Here is a 17,580-nt window from a genome sequence, read left to right on the forward strand (position 1 = left end):
GTGAGATTCCATAGTTACTGCCATCACCGGCAGAGCCACTTGTGAACGACTGCCAGGCCACTACAAAATTGCCACCCGGCAGGCCTGCGATGGCCGGTGACGCCTGAGTGCTTGCGGTTTCGGTATTGACCCTGAACTCGCGATCAATACGATTACCGGCCGCGTCATACTGTTGCGCGAAAATATCGTCTGCAGTGTTGCCATCGCGCCAGGCAACCGCAAAGCGTCCGTTGTCCAAAGCGGCAATAGCCGGTTCAGTCTGTAAATTGGACCTGGTCTCATTGACCCGGAATTCCCCGCCGACCGGGGCACCGCCGGCATCATAAAGCTGGGCAAAGATGCCACTACCCCTGCCATCGAGGCCACTGTCATCCCGCGAGGTGACCACAAAGGCGCCACCGGTCAGACCGGTAACAACCGCTTCATACTGAGAGCTCTGGATGTTGGTATTGACCTGGAATTCACCGCCAACCGCATTACCGGCTGCGTCAAAACGCTGGCCGAAGGTGCCCCAGCCATCACCATCACCGGCGCTGCCACTGGTCACCGACGTCCAGACCACCACAAACCCATCATCGGCCAGCGACGCCACGCCTGGATCGAACTGGTTGGAACTGGTCTGGGTGTTGACCTGGAACTCGCTACCCACAGTAGCGCCGGAGGCGTCGTAGCGCTGGGCGAATACACCGTCAGCGCTGCCATCAGCGTTACCGCCATCGCGGTAGGCGATTACGTAGCCACCATCATTCAATGCGGCGATGGCCGGCTCATACTGGGTGCTGGAGGTGATAGTGTTGACAATAAATTCCGAACCAACCGCTGAGCCATCGGCAGCATACTGCTGAGCCTTGATGCCCCAGCTTGACCCGTCGGCATTGGAATCCTGGTCCGTCCAGGTGACGACAAACCCGCCCCCGACAAGACCGGTGACCTGAGGATCCACCTGACTGCCCAGCACATTGCTGTTGACCAGAAATTCCGGTCCCACCAATACACCATCGGCGTTATAGCGCTGACCGAATACCCCGCTGGCAGAGCCATCCTGATCGTCAGATCCCCAGACGATGACATAACCACCATCGGCCAGAGCCGCCACGGCCGGATCTTCCTGCGATCCGCTGACAAAGCTGTTGGTCTGGCGTTCACCAAACACAGGTGCTGCGCCGTCGATCTCAGGCTCTATGTTTATGGTGAACAGATGGGGGTCGGAACTGCCGCCGTCGCCATCGCTAATCTGGACAGTGTACTGGCGAGAGGTAATCGGATCACTGGAGGTGTTCTGATAGGTCAGATTTTCGGCCAGTGCCTCCACCGCTTCAGCAGCGGCATTACTGTTGAACTCAACAATCAGGTCATCCCCATTATTGCCGTCGCTCAGGATGCTGCCTATAACGGTGCCACCATAAGACACACTGCTGCCGCTCACCCCGATCTCGCCGTTGGCGTTACCCTGGTTGCGGATACCCAACTGTTCCTGTGATTCGGCATCCAAACCAAACTGATCGGCCGAACCAAAACCAACCAGCCGGCTGACCACCAACTGGCCGCCCTCGAAATCGGCTGAATCCATATCGCTGACCGCGACAGCGCCGTTGGTATCAATCAGCTGAGGTGCTGCATTCAGGTCGTTTTCCAGGTAACTGACGACGCTGGGCAGGCCTTCCAGCTCAGGATCCGCCTGCACCGTGAAATCGGCGGCATCGCCGAATAAACGCTGGAACACCCCGTAACCACTGCCATCGCCAGCTGACCCGCTGGTGAAAGAACTCCAGGCGACGGCAAAGGTGTCGTTTGCAAGACCGGTAACCGTCGGCTGGTACTGGGTGCTGGTGAACTCCTGGTTGACCTGGAACTCCGCCCCCACTGGGGTGCCGGCGGCGTCGAATTCCTGCCCAAAGACGCCCCAGCCACTGCCATCCGAGCCGCTATTATCGGTCCAGGTCACCACAAAGCCGCCACCGGACAAGGCAGCAATAGAAGCGTCTTCCTGATTGGAAGCAGTCGTGGTATTCACCAACACCTCACCGGTCAACGCGGTGCCCGCAGCATCAAAAAGCCGGGCAAACACGCCATTACTGCTGCCATCTCCTGCGGAACCGCTGGTCGTAGATGTCCAGACCACCGCGAAATTGCCACCGGCCAGTTCGACAACCTCGGACTCGTCCTGCGTAGAAGCTGTTTCGACATTAACCTGGAACTCGGTGCCCAACGGCGTGCCGCTGGCATCATAACGTTGGGCGAACACGCCCAGACCGCTGCCGTCGCCGGCACTGCCCGAGGTGTTGGAGGTCCAGGTCACGATAAATCCAGTGCCCAGCGCCGACACCGCCGGATCATTCTGATTACTGGAAAACTCGGTATTTACCTGAAACTCGGAGCCGACCGGGCTACCGGCGGCATCATATCGTTGACCAAAAACCCCGTCGCCACTGCCATCACCTGCAGTGCCACTGTTGTTGGAATCCCAGATCACGACAAAGCCACCGCCGCTGAGGCCAGCGACCACCGGGCTATCCTGAGTACTGCTGGTTTCGGTGTTAACCTGGAATTCGCCACCGACACTCGCTCCCGCAGCATCGTAGCGCTGGGCAAACACACCCGAACCACTGCCGTCCTGACCGGTATTGGCGGTCCAGGAAATGACAAACCCGCCGTCATTCAACGCGCCGATTTCCGCCTGATACTGCTGCCCGATGGGTTGGGTATTGGCCTGAAATTCCGGCCCGATACGTTCGCCGGAGGCATTGAAACGCTGGGCGAAGATGCCATCGCCGTCGCCGTCCTGACCGGCAGACGTCCATACCAGCACGTAACTTCCATCCGTCAGGGTGGCAGAGGCTGGAGCATCCTGATCTGCGCTGGTGAACACATTCACTGGCCGTTCATTCAGCAGATCAGACGGCGGCTCATAAGGCGCCGGCGAGGCATCCTGGAAGCGCTGCATGAAGATACCGGAGGAGCTGCCATCCCCCGCAGTACCACTCGTTAACGAGCTCCACAGGGCGACGAAACCACCGCCTGCCGAGTGGGTCAGCGCCGGTTCGTACTGACTGCTGCTGAATTCGGTGTTGACCTGAAACTCACCGTCAACCCGGGCGGCACTGGCATCATACTGCTGCCCAAACACACCTGCACCGCTGCCATCGCGGCCGCTGTCGTCGCGCCAACTAATCACAAAACCGCCGTTATCAATGGCGGTAATCGCCGGTTCGTACTGGTTGCTGGATGTGCTTTCATTGACCCGGAATTGCTCACCCAACGGCGTGCCATCTGCCGCAAAGTGCTGGCCAAATACGCCCCAGGACGAGGCATCCAGAGCGGCCCGATCCGTCCAGGCCACCACAAAGGTGCCGTCAGCCAAGCCCGCCACCACCGACTCCCGCTGATCACCGGACACTCCGGTGTTCACCAAAAACTCGCTACCCACAGGGTTACCAGCCGCGTCGTAGCGCTGGGCAAAAATGCCTTGGCCGCTGCCGTCACCGGCAGAACCGGAGGTAGAGGACGTCCAGGTAACAACAAAACCGCCACCAGCGAGGCTGCTCACACCCGGCTCATACTGGAATGAACCGGTTTCCGTGTTGACCTGAAACTCAGTGCCGACAGGATTACCCGCCGCGTCAAATCGTTGACCTTGAACACCGGAAGAGCTGCCGTCCGAGCCACTATCATCACGATAGACGACAACAAAACCACCATCATTGAGTTCGGCAATCGCCGGTTCATACTGACCGCTAGATGTTGTGCTGTTAACCACAAACTCGCTGCCCTGAGACACGCCCGCATTGTCAAAACGCTGGGCAGACACCGCACTGGACGAACCATCGGTGCTGCTATTTTGATCCCTCCAGGTCACGACAAAACCGCCGCCCGTCAACGCAGCCACATCCGGTTGATCCTGGGCATTCACCGCTTGTGTATTGATCTGGAACTCCGTGCCGAGCGGCGAGCCGTCAGCGGCAAAGCGCTGGCCAAAGATACCGAAGCCACTGCCATCCGCACTGCCACCGCTGCTATCGGAGCGCCAAACGACAATGTAACTGCCATCAGACAAGGTCGCTGCTGACGGCTCGGATTGTTCCGCCGCCGTTTCTGTGTTGACCTGAGTTTCTGCCCCTATGGCTTCAACACCATCAACTTCCGGAATGATATTGACGTTAACTAACGCCGGTTCGCTTGTGCCGCCATCTCCATCGCTTACCTGAATACGGAACTGGCGGGTGTCTACCGGGTCATCTGAGGGGTTGGCATAGGTCAGGTTTTCGACCAGCGCTTCAACCGCCTCTACCGTCGCATTGCTGTTCAGGTCAATCTGCAGGTTGGATCCATTACTGCCATCGGAGGCAATGGTTCCGATGACGATGCCCCCATAGGTAACCGCTGTACCGGATACTCCAATCTGTCCTGCGCCGGGACCCTCATTCCTGACGCCCAACTGATCCTGTGTGGCGTCATCCGGTACGTTGAGCTGGCCCAATAAAGGCACGGGAATAATCTGCCGGGAAACCAGCACCATGCCGCCGTCAAAATCGCTGCTGTCCAGATCACTCAAAGCGACTGCCCCGTTGGCATCCAGCAGCTGCGGCGTCGTGTTGACATCCCCCTCAAACAAATCCAATTCAGTGTTAACGCCTTCCAGCGTCGGCGAGGCTTGGCTGCCGAAGTCTGCCGGCTCCCCAAACAACTGCTGGAAGATGCCGCCGCCACTGCCATCGCCAGCGGTGCCGCTGTTCTGAGAACGCCAAACCGCCACAAAGTTGTCGCCAGAAAGTCCCGCCAGTGCCACCTGGCTCTGGGTACTGGAGAATTCGGTATTGACCTGAAACTCGCCGTCGACCCGGCTGGCTGCCGCATCATACTGCTGCGCAAAGACGCCCGTGCCACTGCCGTCGCGACCACTGTCATCCCGCCAGCTAATGACAAACCCGCCGCCGTCCAACGCAGTGATGGCCGGTTCGTACTGGTTGCTGGAAACGTTTTCGTTGACCCGGAATTGGCCGCCCAGAACACTGCCATCCGCCGCATAATGCTGGGCATAGACACCGTAGTTAGAGGTGTCCAGCCCGCTCTGATCCGTCCAGGCCACCACAAAGGTGCCATCGGCCAGACCCGCCACCACCGATTCTCTCTGCTCGCCGGTCACTTCGGTGTTGACCAGAAACTCGCCACCCAGGGGGTTACCGGCTGCATCGTAACGCTGGGCAAAGATGCCCTGCCCGCTGCCGTCACCGGCAGACCCGGACGTAGCAGACGTCCAGGTCACCACAAAACCGCCGCCACTCAAGCCACTGACGCTGGGCTCGTATTGAAAAGAGCTGAATTCGGTATTGACCTGAAATTCACCCCCAACCGGGTTACCCGCCGAATCGAACCGCTGCCCCAGCACTCCAGAGCTACTGCCGTCCGCACCCCCATTATCCTGCCAGACTGCGACAAAGCCGCCGTCATTCAATGCGGCAATGGCCGATTCCTGCTGAGAGGAGCTGGTGGTGGTATTCACCAGGAACTCGCCGCCCGCGGGCAGACCGTCTGCGCCAAAACGCTGGGCGAAGATTCCCCAACTAGACCCATCTGCATTCGACGACTGATCGGTCCAGCTTACGACAAACCCGCCACCGTTAAGGCCAGTAACCTGGGCTTCAACCTGATCACCAAAAATCTGGGAATTGACGATGAACTCCGGCCCGGTGATCACCCCCTCGGCGGTATACCGCTGACCAAAAATGCCATAGCCGGAACCGTCCTCCCCGTCTGAATCCCAAACCACCACGTAACCGCCATCGGCCAGAGAAGCAACTGACGGCTCACGCTGTTCACCTTCCACAAAGCTGTTGACCTGGCGTTCGCCAAACACGGGTGCAACACCGTCCTGTTCCGGCGTGACGTTGACCTTGACCACCACGGGTTCAGATGTACCACCATCACCATCGCTGATTTGAATCCGGAACTGCCGGAATGGCACCGGATCGTCGGAGGTATTGGCGTAGGTTAGGCGCTCGACCAGCGCTTCTACGGCGGCTGCATCGGCATTACTGTTGAAGGTGATCTCCAGTCGGCTACCGTTGCTGCCATCTGAAACGATGGTGCCGATGACTCCCCCTTCGTAGGTTACACTGCTTCCGCTGACACCGATCTGGCCGGCGCCGACGCCCTGATTCTGAACGCTCAACTGATCCTGAGTACCATCATCGGGGCTCTCAAACTGATCGAGTATTGGTTCGAGCAGGCCCAGTCGAGTGACCAGCAGACTACCGCCGTCAAAGTCAGCTGAATCACTGTCCGCCACGTAGACAGACTGATTCGCATCCAGCAGCAGTGCGCCGGCATTCAGTGCTGCTTCCGAGAATGTCACTTCGGGCGTGAACTCCGATAAGATGGGCGAGGCTTGGCTACCAAAGTCTGCCGGCTCCCCAAACAACTGCTGGAAGATGCCGCCGCCACTGCCATCGCCGGCGGTGCCGCTATTCTGAGAACGCCAAACCGCCACGAAGTTGTCGCCAGAAAGTCCGGCCAGTGCCACCTGGCTCTGGGTACTGGAGAATTCGGTATTGACCTGAAACTCGCCGTCGACCCGGCTGGCTGTCGCATCATACTGCTGCGCAAAGACGCCCGTGCCACTGCCGTCGCGGCCACTGTCATCCCGCCAACTGATCACAAACCCGCCACCGTCCAACGCGGTGATAGCCGGTTCGTACTGGTTGCTGGAAACGTTTTCATTCACCCGGAACTGGCCGCCCAAGGCACTGCCATCCGCCGCATAATGCTGGGCATAGACACCGTAGTTAGAGGTGTCCAGCCCGCTCTGATCCGTCCAGGCCACCACAAAGGTGCCATCGGCCAGACCCGCCACCACCGATTCTCTCTGATCGCCAGTCACTTCGGTGTTGACCAGGAACTCACCACCCTGGGGGTTACCGGCTGCATCGTAACGCTGGGCAAAGATGCCCTGACCGCTGCCGTCCCCGGCAGACCCGGACGTGAAGGACGTCCAGGTCACCACAAACCCGCCGCCACTCAGGCCACTGACGCTGGGCTCATACTGAAAAGAGCTGAATTCGGTATTGACCTGAAATTCACCTCCGACCGGATTACCTGCCGCGTCGAACCGTTGCCCTTGCACACCGGCAGAGCTGCCGTCCGAGCCACTATCATCCCGCCAGACCGCGACAAAACCACCGTCATTCAGTGCGGCAATCGCCGATTCATACTGAAAGGAACTGGTCGTGGTATTGACCAGAAACTCACTGCCCGCGGGCAGCCCATCCGCACCAAAGCGCTGGGCAAAAACCCCATAGCCCGAGCCATCGGCGCTGGACACCTGGTCGGTCCAGCTCACGACAAAACCACCACCATCAAGGCCGGTGACCCGCGCGTCGACCTGATCACCAAAAATTTGGGAATTGACGATGAACTCCGGCCCGGTAATCACGCCCTCCGCAGTATAACGCTGAGCAAAAATCCCATAGCCGGAGCCGTCTTCGTTATCCGATTCCCAAATCACGACATAACCGCCATCGGCCAAAGAGGCGACCGACGGCTCACGCTGCTCCCCCTCCACAAAGCTGTTGACCTGACGTTCACCAAACACCGGTCCAACGCCGTCCGTGGATGGCGTGATATTGATGGTTACTATGACCGGCTCAGAAGTACCGCCGTCACCGTCGCTGAGCTGAATGGTGATATCCCGGGAAGCCACCGGATCGTCCGACGTATTCTCATAGGTGAGATTTTCAACCAACGCTTCAACACTGGTGGGATTGGCACTGGCATTGAGCGTGACCACCAGATCACCGCCGTTGCTGCCGTCTGACGTGATGGATCCGATAACGATGCCGCCATAAGTTACGTCGGTGCCTGACACACCAATCTGGCCGGCAGCGGTGCCCTGATTGCGGATACCGAACTGTTCCTGAGACTCTGCATCCTGTCCGAACTGATCAAAGATACCGAAACCGGTGATCCGGCTGACAATCAGGGTGCCTCCATCAAAGTTGGCCGAGTCTGCATCGCTGACTGCCGACGCACCGTTGGTATCAATCAGCTGCGGAGCGCTGTTGAGGTCGTTCTCATCATAGGTGACGTTGGTGTGAATGCCGTCCACTTCCGGGCTGGCCTGAATCGAAAAAGCAGCAGGATCGCCAAAGGTCTTGCTGAAGATGCCGTAACCACTGCCGTCACCGGCAGAGCCACTGGTAAAGGAAGACCAGGCGACCACATAACCGCCATTATCCAGCGCAGTCACCGTGGGCTGGTACTGGACACTGCTGATCTCTTCGTTCACCTGGAACTCAGAACCTACTGGATTGCCGGACGCGTCAAACTCCTGACCAAAAACCCCACTGCTACTGCCGTCTGCGCCACTCTGATCGGTCCAGACAATAACGAAACCACCGCCTGCAAGGGCGGTAATGGCGGAGTCCTGCTGGTTACTGCTCGTGGTGGTATTGACCTGTATCTCGCCACTAAGCGGTGTGCCACTGGCATTGAATAAACGCGCGAACACCCCGTCACTGGAACCATCCCCGGCAGACCCACTGGTTGCAGAAGTCCAGACCACCACAAAGTTACCGCTGGCGAGTTCAGTAACCCTCGGCTCGGTCTGATTGCCCGATGTTTCCAGATTGATCTGGACCTCCCCGCCGAGCGCTGTCCCCGTATCGCTGTAGCGCTGCACAAAAATGCCGTAGCCGCTGCCGTCGCCGGCAGTGCCACTGGTAAAAGACGCCCAGGCCACCACAAAACCATCCCCGAGAGGGCTGACACTGGGTTGAAACTGGGAGCTGGAAAATTCGGTATTGACCTGGAATTCACTTCCCACGGCATTGCCGGCGGCATCGTAGCGTTGCGCAAAAACCCCGTCGCCACTGCCGTCCAGGCTGCCGCCATCACGCCAAACCACCACATATCCGCCATCGGTCAGCCCTGTCACCTGCGCCTCATACTGAGAGCTAGAGGTGGAGGTATTGACCAACGCGACGCCACCTAAAGGCTGGTCGCTGGCATCAAACTGCTGTTTGTAGATGCCGGTTCCGCTCCCATCGGCGGCTTCCCAGGTCACCACATAACCACCTCCCGACAGAGCGGCCACTGCCGCTGTGTTCTGATCCCCGATGGCGGAGTCACTGATCTGAAATTCCGCACCGAGGCGGGCGCCGGACTCGCTGAAACGCTGCGCAAAGATACCGTCGCCACTGCCATCCTGATTCTGCGACGTCCAGACCAGGATATAGCTGCCATCGGCCAACGTGCGTATGACGGGCTCATCCTGATCACCACTGGTGTAGAGGTTCACCTTGCCCTCATCAAAGGGGTTGTCATCGAGTGAGTACTCATAGGTGGCCATGGCAAAGGATGAAAGCGGGAGAGTGGAAGTCGTACCCGAATTATCCATAATCGCCCAGTTTCTGCCCGCTTCGGTATGACCCAATTTGGTTGGGGATGCAGAAACCCTAACGCCCCAATGCTGGCCCAATGCCTCCAGCAGACGCACCCCACACTCCTGAGCTGAGACGCTGCACGCGATCAGCCCTAATCTCTTCCCGCGCATCCACTTTGAAAGCCCCAGGTTCAGACTTGTTCGCACTGCCAACTGGTTCGTATCAATCTCATGTGCCCCCAACTTTAATTTTCCGGGGGCGCCGTGACACAAAATAAAGTATTGACTGAATTCGCGACCTGCCGAGTTCAGATAGCGCTCCAATTTAAACAAGGCGTCATCATCACGCTGGACTAGCAAGATGTGGTCGGCTTTCAGTTCACCGGACAGGAGTAGTTCTATGCCTTTCAGTTCGGCGTCAGCAATGAGTAGGGTTTTGGATGGGTTATTGGTCTGAGAATTGAGTACCATGTTCACGTCGAGAACCCCTTCTAGAGTTTCAATCCATGAAGAACCCGGCGGCATGACACACGAATGCGCAGCACGAAATCCGGATGCGGGTGTTATTGGCACAAGGATTTACTGATCCATAATCCTTTACAGCATGCCCTCGGGTCGAGACGGCTTAAATCCCAATAATTCACTCAGGCAGGGTAATCGACCACTTGATGTGCTTGAGCAAAAACCAAACCACAAAGTTTTTTTTGCTGCGAAACAATAATTTATTTCTTAAAGATATTTGAAAACACCCTGTTTGGCCCAGATGCACGAGGATGGTGTAAATTTTTTGGACATTTCGTCATTCACCCCACACACCCAACCGACGCCTTAAGCAGGGGATATATTCAATAGGTTAAATACTGAATTAGTTGCACGGCTGCATGTCTCGGCATGCTCACGGCATGTAAAGTTCCTGGACAGTTGGAAACCTTTGCTGCTGAGTATTCAGTATATGAGTCACCACGACTTGTTGTTCCTATTTTTCTGGCATCACGTAAAGGCATTGGTGGAGGGGCGTAAAACAGCTAGACAGTCTAATTGGATAGGGCCTTTACATAACTCAATTTGATAAACCACGACCATGTCAACTTTCAGATGTTGTATGACCCAGATCGAATCTGATTGGTCCACTGATCCTAGAGGTTCTCGTCATGCTCCACTATGATCAACTCTTCCAGATCAAATCCCTCTTCTATTACCCGCTCCCTGAACGCCTCAATCGCCCCTTCGCTGACTTCCGGCGTGCGTGAGAGAAACCAGAGATAGTCCCGATCGTAACCGGTCACATAGGCATACGAATACTCTTTCTTGTCGAGCTCGAACACCACGTAAGAGGCGTAAAAGGGCCCAAAGAAAGACACCTTCAGATGGCCTGTGTTTTCGTCTTCGACAAATACGGCGCGGCCGTCAGCTTCCTCCCATTTCTCTTCTTCAGCGTTATACCCGCGGTTGATGACCTTTATGCTGCCGTCATCATTACGGCTGTATTCGGCACGAACATTGGTGAGACCGCGCTCGAAAGAATGGTCCAGGCGGGCGATTTCGTACCAGGTACCCAGGTAGCGGTCGCCATCAAAACCGGTGACTGGCTCCATGTCCTCCGGAAGGCCGGTGCAACCGGACAGGGCTACAAGCCCGGCTATCAAGGACCATCTTCTTAACACTGCCATCATCGTTAGCGCACCATTTTTAAATATCAGATACGAGAAGGGCCAGCAGTTGCTGGCCCTTGATTCATACGTTGTAAAAGTCCCGATACCAGTCTACAAATCGGGCAATCCCCTCCTCTACGGGAGTGGCCGGCTTGTACCCTACGTCGTCGATCAGATCATCGACATTGGCGTAGGTGGCGGGAACATCGCCGGGCTGCAAAGGAAGCAGGTTTTTCTCCGCTTTCTTGCCAACCCGTTCCTCAATAATCTCGATGAACCGGGACAGCTCAACCGGGTTGTTACTTCCGATGTTATACAACCGGTACGGCGCCTTGCTGGTGCCGGGGTCCGGAGTTGCACCGCTCCACTGATCGTTGGGCTCGGCCACATGATCCAGGGTGCGAATCACGCCTTCCACAATGTCGTCAATGTAAGTGAAATCCCGACGATGGTGGCCGTGATTGAAAACGTCGATGGGCTCTCCGGCGAGTATCTTCTTGGTGAAGATAAACAACGCCATATCCGGTCGGCCCCAGGGACCATAGACAGTAAAAAACCGCAGACCAGTGGTCGGCAGATTATAGAGATGGCTGTATGTATGGGCCATGAGCTCATTGGCCTTCTTGGAGGCCGCGTAGAGACTCAGCGGGTGATCCACGTTGTCGTGCACCGAGAACGGCATGGTCTCGTTGGCACCGTACACCGAGCTGCTGGACGCATAGACGAGGTGCTCGACCTTATTGTGCCTGCACCCTTCAAGGATGTTCATGAAACCAACGAGGTTGGCGTCCACATAAGCGTGAGGATTCTCGATGGAATACCGGACACCCGCCTGGGCCGCCAGGTGCACTACCCGCTCGGGTTTGTGCTCGGCGAAAAGGGCTTCCATGGCAGCGCGGTCAGCCACATCCTGACGGACTTCGGTAAAACCGGCTTTGTCGGTCAGGCGCTTCAGCCGCGCTTCCTTCAGGTTCACATCGTAGTAATCATTGACGTTATCAACGCCAATGACTTCATCACCCCGATCAAGAAGGCGATGAGCCAGGTGTGAGCCGATAAAACCGGCCGTTCCGGTAACAAGAATCTTCACGTGTCTCTCCCTGAAAAGACTGCCGGTCTCAGAACGAGACCCCGGCACTCACGAACGGTCCGCCTATCTCGACATCAAGCCGGTCATTGCCATCTTCGTAATCAATAGACATCTGACGATAGCCTGCGCGGAACTGGATCAATGAGATCTCGTACTGGCCGTAGGCGTTGAAATCGTGCAGAGAGTCACCGTCGAAGCTGATGAAGTTGCCCTCAGCACCTACGGAAACACCCGTTAGTGGCAGGTCGAAACGAGCGGCGAGGTAGCCCATGGGTATGACCGCATCGACCGTGGTTTCGTTCGAAGGCGTGCCTGTTAAGGCCTCTTTAACAATAAGCTCTCCGGACAGATCCCGTGCGGTAAGGCCAAGATCCAGGTTCACCCAGTTATCAAGCACCTCGTAGTAAAGAGTCAGATCCAGTTGCTCCAAATCGAGATCAGACTGAACATCAAGGCCACCAAAATTCACGCCGCCAAAGTTACCATTTACCTGGCCACGACCACTCTGCTGTACCAGAGTGTAGTTCAATCGAACATTGGGAAGCACCGGAATCGGATGCTCAAGATACAGGGACGCATTCGCATTCGAATCGCTGTCCAGGTTGAGGTCATTTTCTACATCAACCACATCACCGTTGTCAGCAGCCTGGCCGGACAGATCCGAATCCCAGTAACTTACACTGGCTCCAAGACCAACCACATCTGCCTGTGACACAGGCGCCACCAGAAACAGTGAACCACCTACAGCAAGCATCAGTTTACGCATGACACACCTTTTGAATTTGTTGTCAGTTTCAGTCAGTCGAACTGGATTCCCAGACGGCGCCCGACTTCTTCGTACGTTTCGATCACTTCGCCAAGCCCCTGACGGAAACGATCCTTATCCATTTTCTTGCGGGTTTCCTTGTCCCAGATCCGGCAACCGTCCGGACTGAATTCGTCACCCAGAACGATCTTGCCCTCGCAGCGACCAAACTCCAGCTTGTAATCCACAAGCAGCATGCCTGCCTCATCAAACAGGGCCTTGAGCACGTCGTTAACCCGATAGGTCAACGATTTCATCTGCTCCAGCTCATCCGCCGCGGCCCAGCCAAAGCTGACGGCCAGGGATTCGTTGACCATCGGATCGTGGAGTGCGTCGTTCTTGAGGAACAGTTCGTAGGTGGGCGGATTCAGTTCCTGCCCCTCCGCCACGCCAAGACGACGGCAGAGACTGCCGGCGGAAACATTGCGAACCACGCATTCAACCGGAATCATATCCAGCTTCTTGACGAGCGATTCGGTGGACGACAGCAACCCTTCAAAATGGGTCGGCACACCTGCCGCCTCCAGCTTCTCCATGATGAACGCATTGAACTTGTTGTTCACCATGCCCTTGCGATTGAGCTGTTCCTTTTTCTCACCGTCGAAGGCGGATGTGTCGTCACGGAATACCAGCACGAAACGTTCGGGGTTGTCGGTACGGTAGACGGATTTTGCCTTGCCGGCGTAGAGTTCTTCGCGTTTTTCCATTGGGGTCTCCGAAAAGCGGCCGCCTCTGGCGGCCTCTTCCTGAATCAGTATAGGTAATCGAACAGTTGCTCGAGCAGATCCGGCGTCGTCCGGCTGCCAGTGTAACCCGGAACGTCCTCGGCAGAGATGACAATGGCGTCGCTCTGCTGGCTAAGGCTGACTGTGTGAGTATGCTGGGGTGCGTCCTTGTCACTGAACCAGCTGAACCAGCCCGGATCCCGCTCGTCTTCGGTGCGGAAATCGACATGGAACCAGCCTTCACTGCGGTTCAGATCGACAACGGGAATGCCGGAATCTGTAAGTGCCCGGCTTACTTCCGCCCAGGAACGACCATAATCAAGCTCCATGCGGATCGCGACGGCTTCATCGTTTTCCGAGATCAGGCGAACCAACGGATCGCTGACCATTCCGGATGCCGCCCGGGAAAAGGACTTGGTTTCTTCACGCGCCCTGAGAAAGTCACCCAGATCGGACAGCAGGCGTCTCTGCAATTCCAGAGCCTGCTCGGAGGGATCAGAAACGCCAGTCCAGGGGATCAGCTCATCCGGCTGATCTTCAACATCAAGCCGGCGTACCTGCATCTCTGTGGTCTTGCGTCGCACACCGGGAGCCATCCGAACTTGAAGAACGACTTTCTGTTCGCCGGCAGATGGGTTATCCGACAGCTCTACAAGGTTTCGGGCACGCTTGCTGAAATTTGCAAGTTCGGTCTGCAGGATGCCCAACTGTGGACTGTCGAAGCCGACGCCAAGACCCCGCTCGGACAGATAGCTGTTTACCGCAGGCCAGATTCTGCCCGGCACGTCATTGACCAGGAGCCAGAGCCGACCATCCAGCTCTTCGATAACGTAGTTTTCATCAAGGATGTCCGATGTCATGTCCGGCGGACGCGGAATATCGGACGGATACATTTTGCTGGCGTCGGCCGGCTGGACATCACGGATGGGCATGGTCTGACTGAAACGGGAATCGTCGGCGGTCTCCGGCAATTCCAGTGGTTGTCCTTCCGTGGCATTCACATAGCGTTCGGAGCGGTCTTCAACCAGACTGCAGCCCGAGGCTGCTGCCAGAAGCAACAGCCCGGATGCGACAACAACGGGTTTGAACATCAGGGTACTACCGGTTCCTTTTAGAACCTGCATCAGGTTACTCCGGTGATGGGATAATTTAAGCAAACTCAGAGAACACCTGAGGCCTTGAGGGCATCTTCCACTTCGCCATGGAACTTTTCGCTGAGCACGGTCAGCGGCAGGCGGATGCCTTCCCCAATCATTCCCATATGATGGAGCGCCCATTTCACCGGGATAGGATTCGCTTCGAGGAACAGCTTCCGGTTAAGGGGCATGAGCAGTTCGTTCAAACGCTCGGTTTCTTCACGATTTCCGGCAACAGCGGCTTCGCACAGCTGGGACATTGCCTTCGGGGCGACGTTCGCGGTGACGGACACGTTGCCCTTGGCACCGGCCAGCATAAGTTCCGCTGCCGTTGCGTCATCACCTGAATAGACAGCCAGACGGCCGTCCAACGCTTCAATCAGTTCGGCACCCCGGGGAATGTTGCCGGTGGCGTCTTTGATGCCCACGATATTCGGAATATCGGCAAGCCGGAGCACGGTCTCGTTCAGCATGTCGCACGCTGTCCTGCCGGGCACGTTGTACAGCATCTGGTTCATGCCGGGGACGGCTTCGGCAATCGCCTTGAAGTGCTGATACAGGCCTTCCTGGGTCGGCTTGTTGTAGTAGGGAACAACGAGCAGGCAGGCATCTGCGCCAAGCTTATGGGCCTCGGCCGTCAGTTCAATGGCCTCACGGGTGCTGTTGCCGCCGGTGCCCGCAATAACCGGGATGCGACCATTAACACGTTTGATGATGTGGCCAATGGTCTGGCAATGCTCTTCCGGGTCGAGCGTTGCGGATTCGCCGGTGGTGCCCACAGCAACGATGCCGTGTGTGCCGTTTTCAATATGAAAGTCTACCAGCTTGTCCAGATCCTCCCAGTGGATGTCACCGTTTGGATGCATGGGCGTGACCAGTGCGACAAGGCTACCCGTAATCATAAAAGCTCCGTCCGAATAAAACCGATATGGTAATGTTGGGCACGAACTGACACAAGGGAATTAAAGGAGATGTCATGCCATCCGTTGAGTTAAACAAACCCGTACCGGATTTTGAAGCACCCGCTACCGGAGACCAGACTGTTCGCCTGGACAATCTGAAAGGTCAGAACGTGGTGATTTATTTCTATCCGAAAGACAACACCCCTGGCTGTACTACTGAGGGACAGGACTTCCGGGACCGGATGAAGCAATTTGAGGAGCTTGATACGGTGATTCTCGGCGTATCGAGGGACGGCCTGAAAGCCCATGAGAATTTCCGGGCCAAGCATGAGTTTCCCTTTCACCTGATTTCAGACAAGGACGAGGCCCTGTGCACCCTCTTCGACGTGATCAAGCTGAAAAAGCTTTACGGGAAGGAGTACATGGGAGTTGACCGGAGCACCTTCCTGATCGACAAGGATGGCGTGCTGCGGGCTGAATGGCGCGGCGTAAAAGTGAAAGGCCACGCTGACGAGGTGCTAGAGGCTGTCAAGGCACTTTAAGTGCCTGTCAGGCGCTTCCGGGTTCCGCCGGCGGCGCCGACTCCTTCACTGGCCAGGCAGCAAACACCGCCTTGAGCATGGTAGCCAGTGGAATTGCAAAGAAAACACCCCACAAGCCCCAGATTCCCCCGAAGAACAGCACCGCGACGATAATGGCCACCGGGTGCAGATTGTTCACCTCCGAGAACAGAATGGGCACCAGAACATTGCCGTCAAGCGCCTGAATGACACCGTAAATGACCATCACCCAGATGAACTGGCTGCCCCAGCCGAAGGCGAACAGGGCAATCACCGCAACAGGGATGGTGACGACGGCCGCGCCGATATAAGGAATCACCACACTCAGCCCCACCAACAGCGAGAGCAGCGCAGCGTAAGGCATCCCCAGCAGCTTGAAGGCAATGTAGGTGGCGCCGCCCACAATCAGGATCTCGACGGCTTTGCCGCGCACGTAGTTGGCGCACTGGAGGTTCACCTCGTGCCAGATCTGCAGCATCATCGGGCGCTGGGGTGGCAGCAGCCGGGCGATGGAGTTGAGCAGCACCTCCCTGTCCTTCAGGAAAAAGAACACCAGGATAGGCACCAGCACCATGTAGATCAGCAACGCCACGAGATCTGGAATACTGGACAGCGAGAACGACACCAGCCATTGGGTCATGTGCCCCACTTCCGTACTCACCTGACTGTAAACGGTGCTGACAGCTTCTCCGGAGATCAGGTGGGGATACTGCTGTGGCAACAGCTCAAGATAGGATTGCAGCTCCCGGATAATGCGTGGCGCCTCGCCGGCCAGGTTGCTCAACTGCGTCCAGATCAGCGGAAGCAGGCCAAACAGGAAGCCAACAAGCACGCCGAGGAAAACCAGGAAAACCCCAATAATGGAAACCGTCTCCGGGACGCCCAGCTTGTTGAGCTTGGTGACCAGACCCTGCAGAATAAAGGCCACAATCAGCGAGGCAATGGCCGGCGCAAGCATGGCACCGAACCAGATAACAAAAATGGTTCCTGTCACCAGTATCAGGAACAGGATGACCGCTTCTTCATCCGAGAAGTATTTGTGCGCGAGACCGCGTAATGTCCTGATCATTTACAGCTCCGAAATCTTAACCGCCGCACTTTATCACAAACCGGTACTGCCCGGCGGTTTCAGAACTGCTCATCAACTTGTGATCGGACATCTGCAGAAAGGCCGGAATATCCCTGGCGGAACCTGCGTCCGTAGCAATCACCTCGAGTTCTTCACCGGGCGCCATGCTGTTCAGTTCCAGCTTTGTCTTCAGCAGCGGCATCGGGCAGCGCAACCCTGAGGCATCAAGCGTTCGATCAACCATACTAGCGATTCACCATCACAA

Annotated in this window: 10 protein-coding genes; 1 reads left to right on the forward strand and 9 read right to left on the reverse strand. The window is 56.7% G+C overall.

What is annotated here, in order from left to right; all coding sequences use genetic code 11:
- The 7 genes from AC13DD_RS13520 to dapA form a co-directional block, all read right to left on the reverse strand.
- Window positions 1-9,901 (reverse strand): DUF4347 domain-containing protein (locus tag AC13DD_RS13520; RefSeq protein ID WP_482931274.1); only part of this gene is annotated, 9,901 nt, incomplete at its 3' end.
- A 611-nt stretch (window positions 9,902-10,512) separates the two neighbouring features.
- Window positions 10,513-10,971 carry a lipocalin family protein gene (locus AC13DD_RS13525; RefSeq protein WP_227497702.1) on the reverse strand — a complete coding sequence of 153 codons (459 nt, stop codon included), beginning with the start codon at window positions 10,969-10,971 and terminating at the stop codon, window positions 10,513-10,515.
- 139 nt (window positions 10,972-11,110) lie between these two features.
- Window positions 11,111-12,118: an NAD-dependent epimerase gene (locus AC13DD_RS13530; RefSeq protein WP_008169101.1), complete on the reverse strand. Its 1,008-nt coding sequence runs from the start codon at window positions 12,116-12,118 to the stop codon at window positions 11,111-11,113.
- A gap of 28 nt (window positions 12,119-12,146) precedes the next feature.
- Window positions 12,147-12,884, reverse strand: a complete 738-nt coding sequence (locus tag AC13DD_RS13535) for a TIGR04219 family outer membrane beta-barrel protein (RefSeq protein WP_014577378.1) — start codon at window positions 12,882-12,884, stop codon at window positions 12,147-12,149.
- 32 nt (window positions 12,885-12,916) lie between these two features.
- Window positions 12,917-13,630, reverse strand: a complete 714-nt coding sequence (purC, locus tag AC13DD_RS13540) for a phosphoribosylaminoimidazolesuccinocarboxamide synthase (RefSeq protein WP_008169108.1) — start codon at window positions 13,628-13,630, stop codon at window positions 12,917-12,919.
- A 44-nt stretch (window positions 13,631-13,674) separates the two neighbouring features.
- Window positions 13,675-14,772: an outer membrane protein assembly factor BamC gene (gene bamC / locus AC13DD_RS13545; protein WP_482931275.1), complete on the reverse strand. Its 1,098-nt coding sequence runs from the start codon at window positions 14,770-14,772 to the stop codon at window positions 13,675-13,677.
- 35 nt (window positions 14,773-14,807) lie between these two features.
- Window positions 14,808-15,686, reverse strand: coding sequence for a 4-hydroxy-tetrahydrodipicolinate synthase (gene dapA, locus AC13DD_RS13550; RefSeq protein ID WP_053112172.1), 879 nt, complete (start codon window positions 15,684-15,686; stop codon window positions 14,808-14,810).
- A gap of 74 nt (window positions 15,687-15,760) precedes the next feature.
- Between dapA and AC13DD_RS13555 the strand changes: the two genes are divergently transcribed.
- Window positions 15,761-16,228 (forward strand): peroxiredoxin, encoded by a 468-nt coding sequence (locus tag AC13DD_RS13555; RefSeq protein WP_482931276.1) that lies wholly within the window; start codon window positions 15,761-15,763, stop codon window positions 16,226-16,228.
- 7 nt (window positions 16,229-16,235) lie between these two features.
- Here the strand turns inward: AC13DD_RS13555 and AC13DD_RS13560 are convergent, their stop codons facing one another.
- Both AC13DD_RS13560 and AC13DD_RS13565 read right to left on the reverse strand, forming a co-directional pair.
- Window positions 16,236-17,315, reverse strand: coding sequence for an AI-2E family transporter (locus AC13DD_RS13560; protein WP_008169115.1), 1,080 nt, complete (start codon window positions 17,313-17,315; stop codon window positions 16,236-16,238).
- Window positions 17,316-17,331: 16 nt separating this feature from the next.
- Window positions 17,332-17,559: a sulfurtransferase TusA family protein gene (locus AC13DD_RS13565; protein WP_008169116.1), complete on the reverse strand. Its 228-nt coding sequence runs from the start codon at window positions 17,557-17,559 to the stop codon at window positions 17,332-17,334.
- Window positions 17,560-17,580 lie beyond the last annotated feature (21 nt).

Source organism: Marinobacter sp. L-13 (assembly GCF_056857715.1).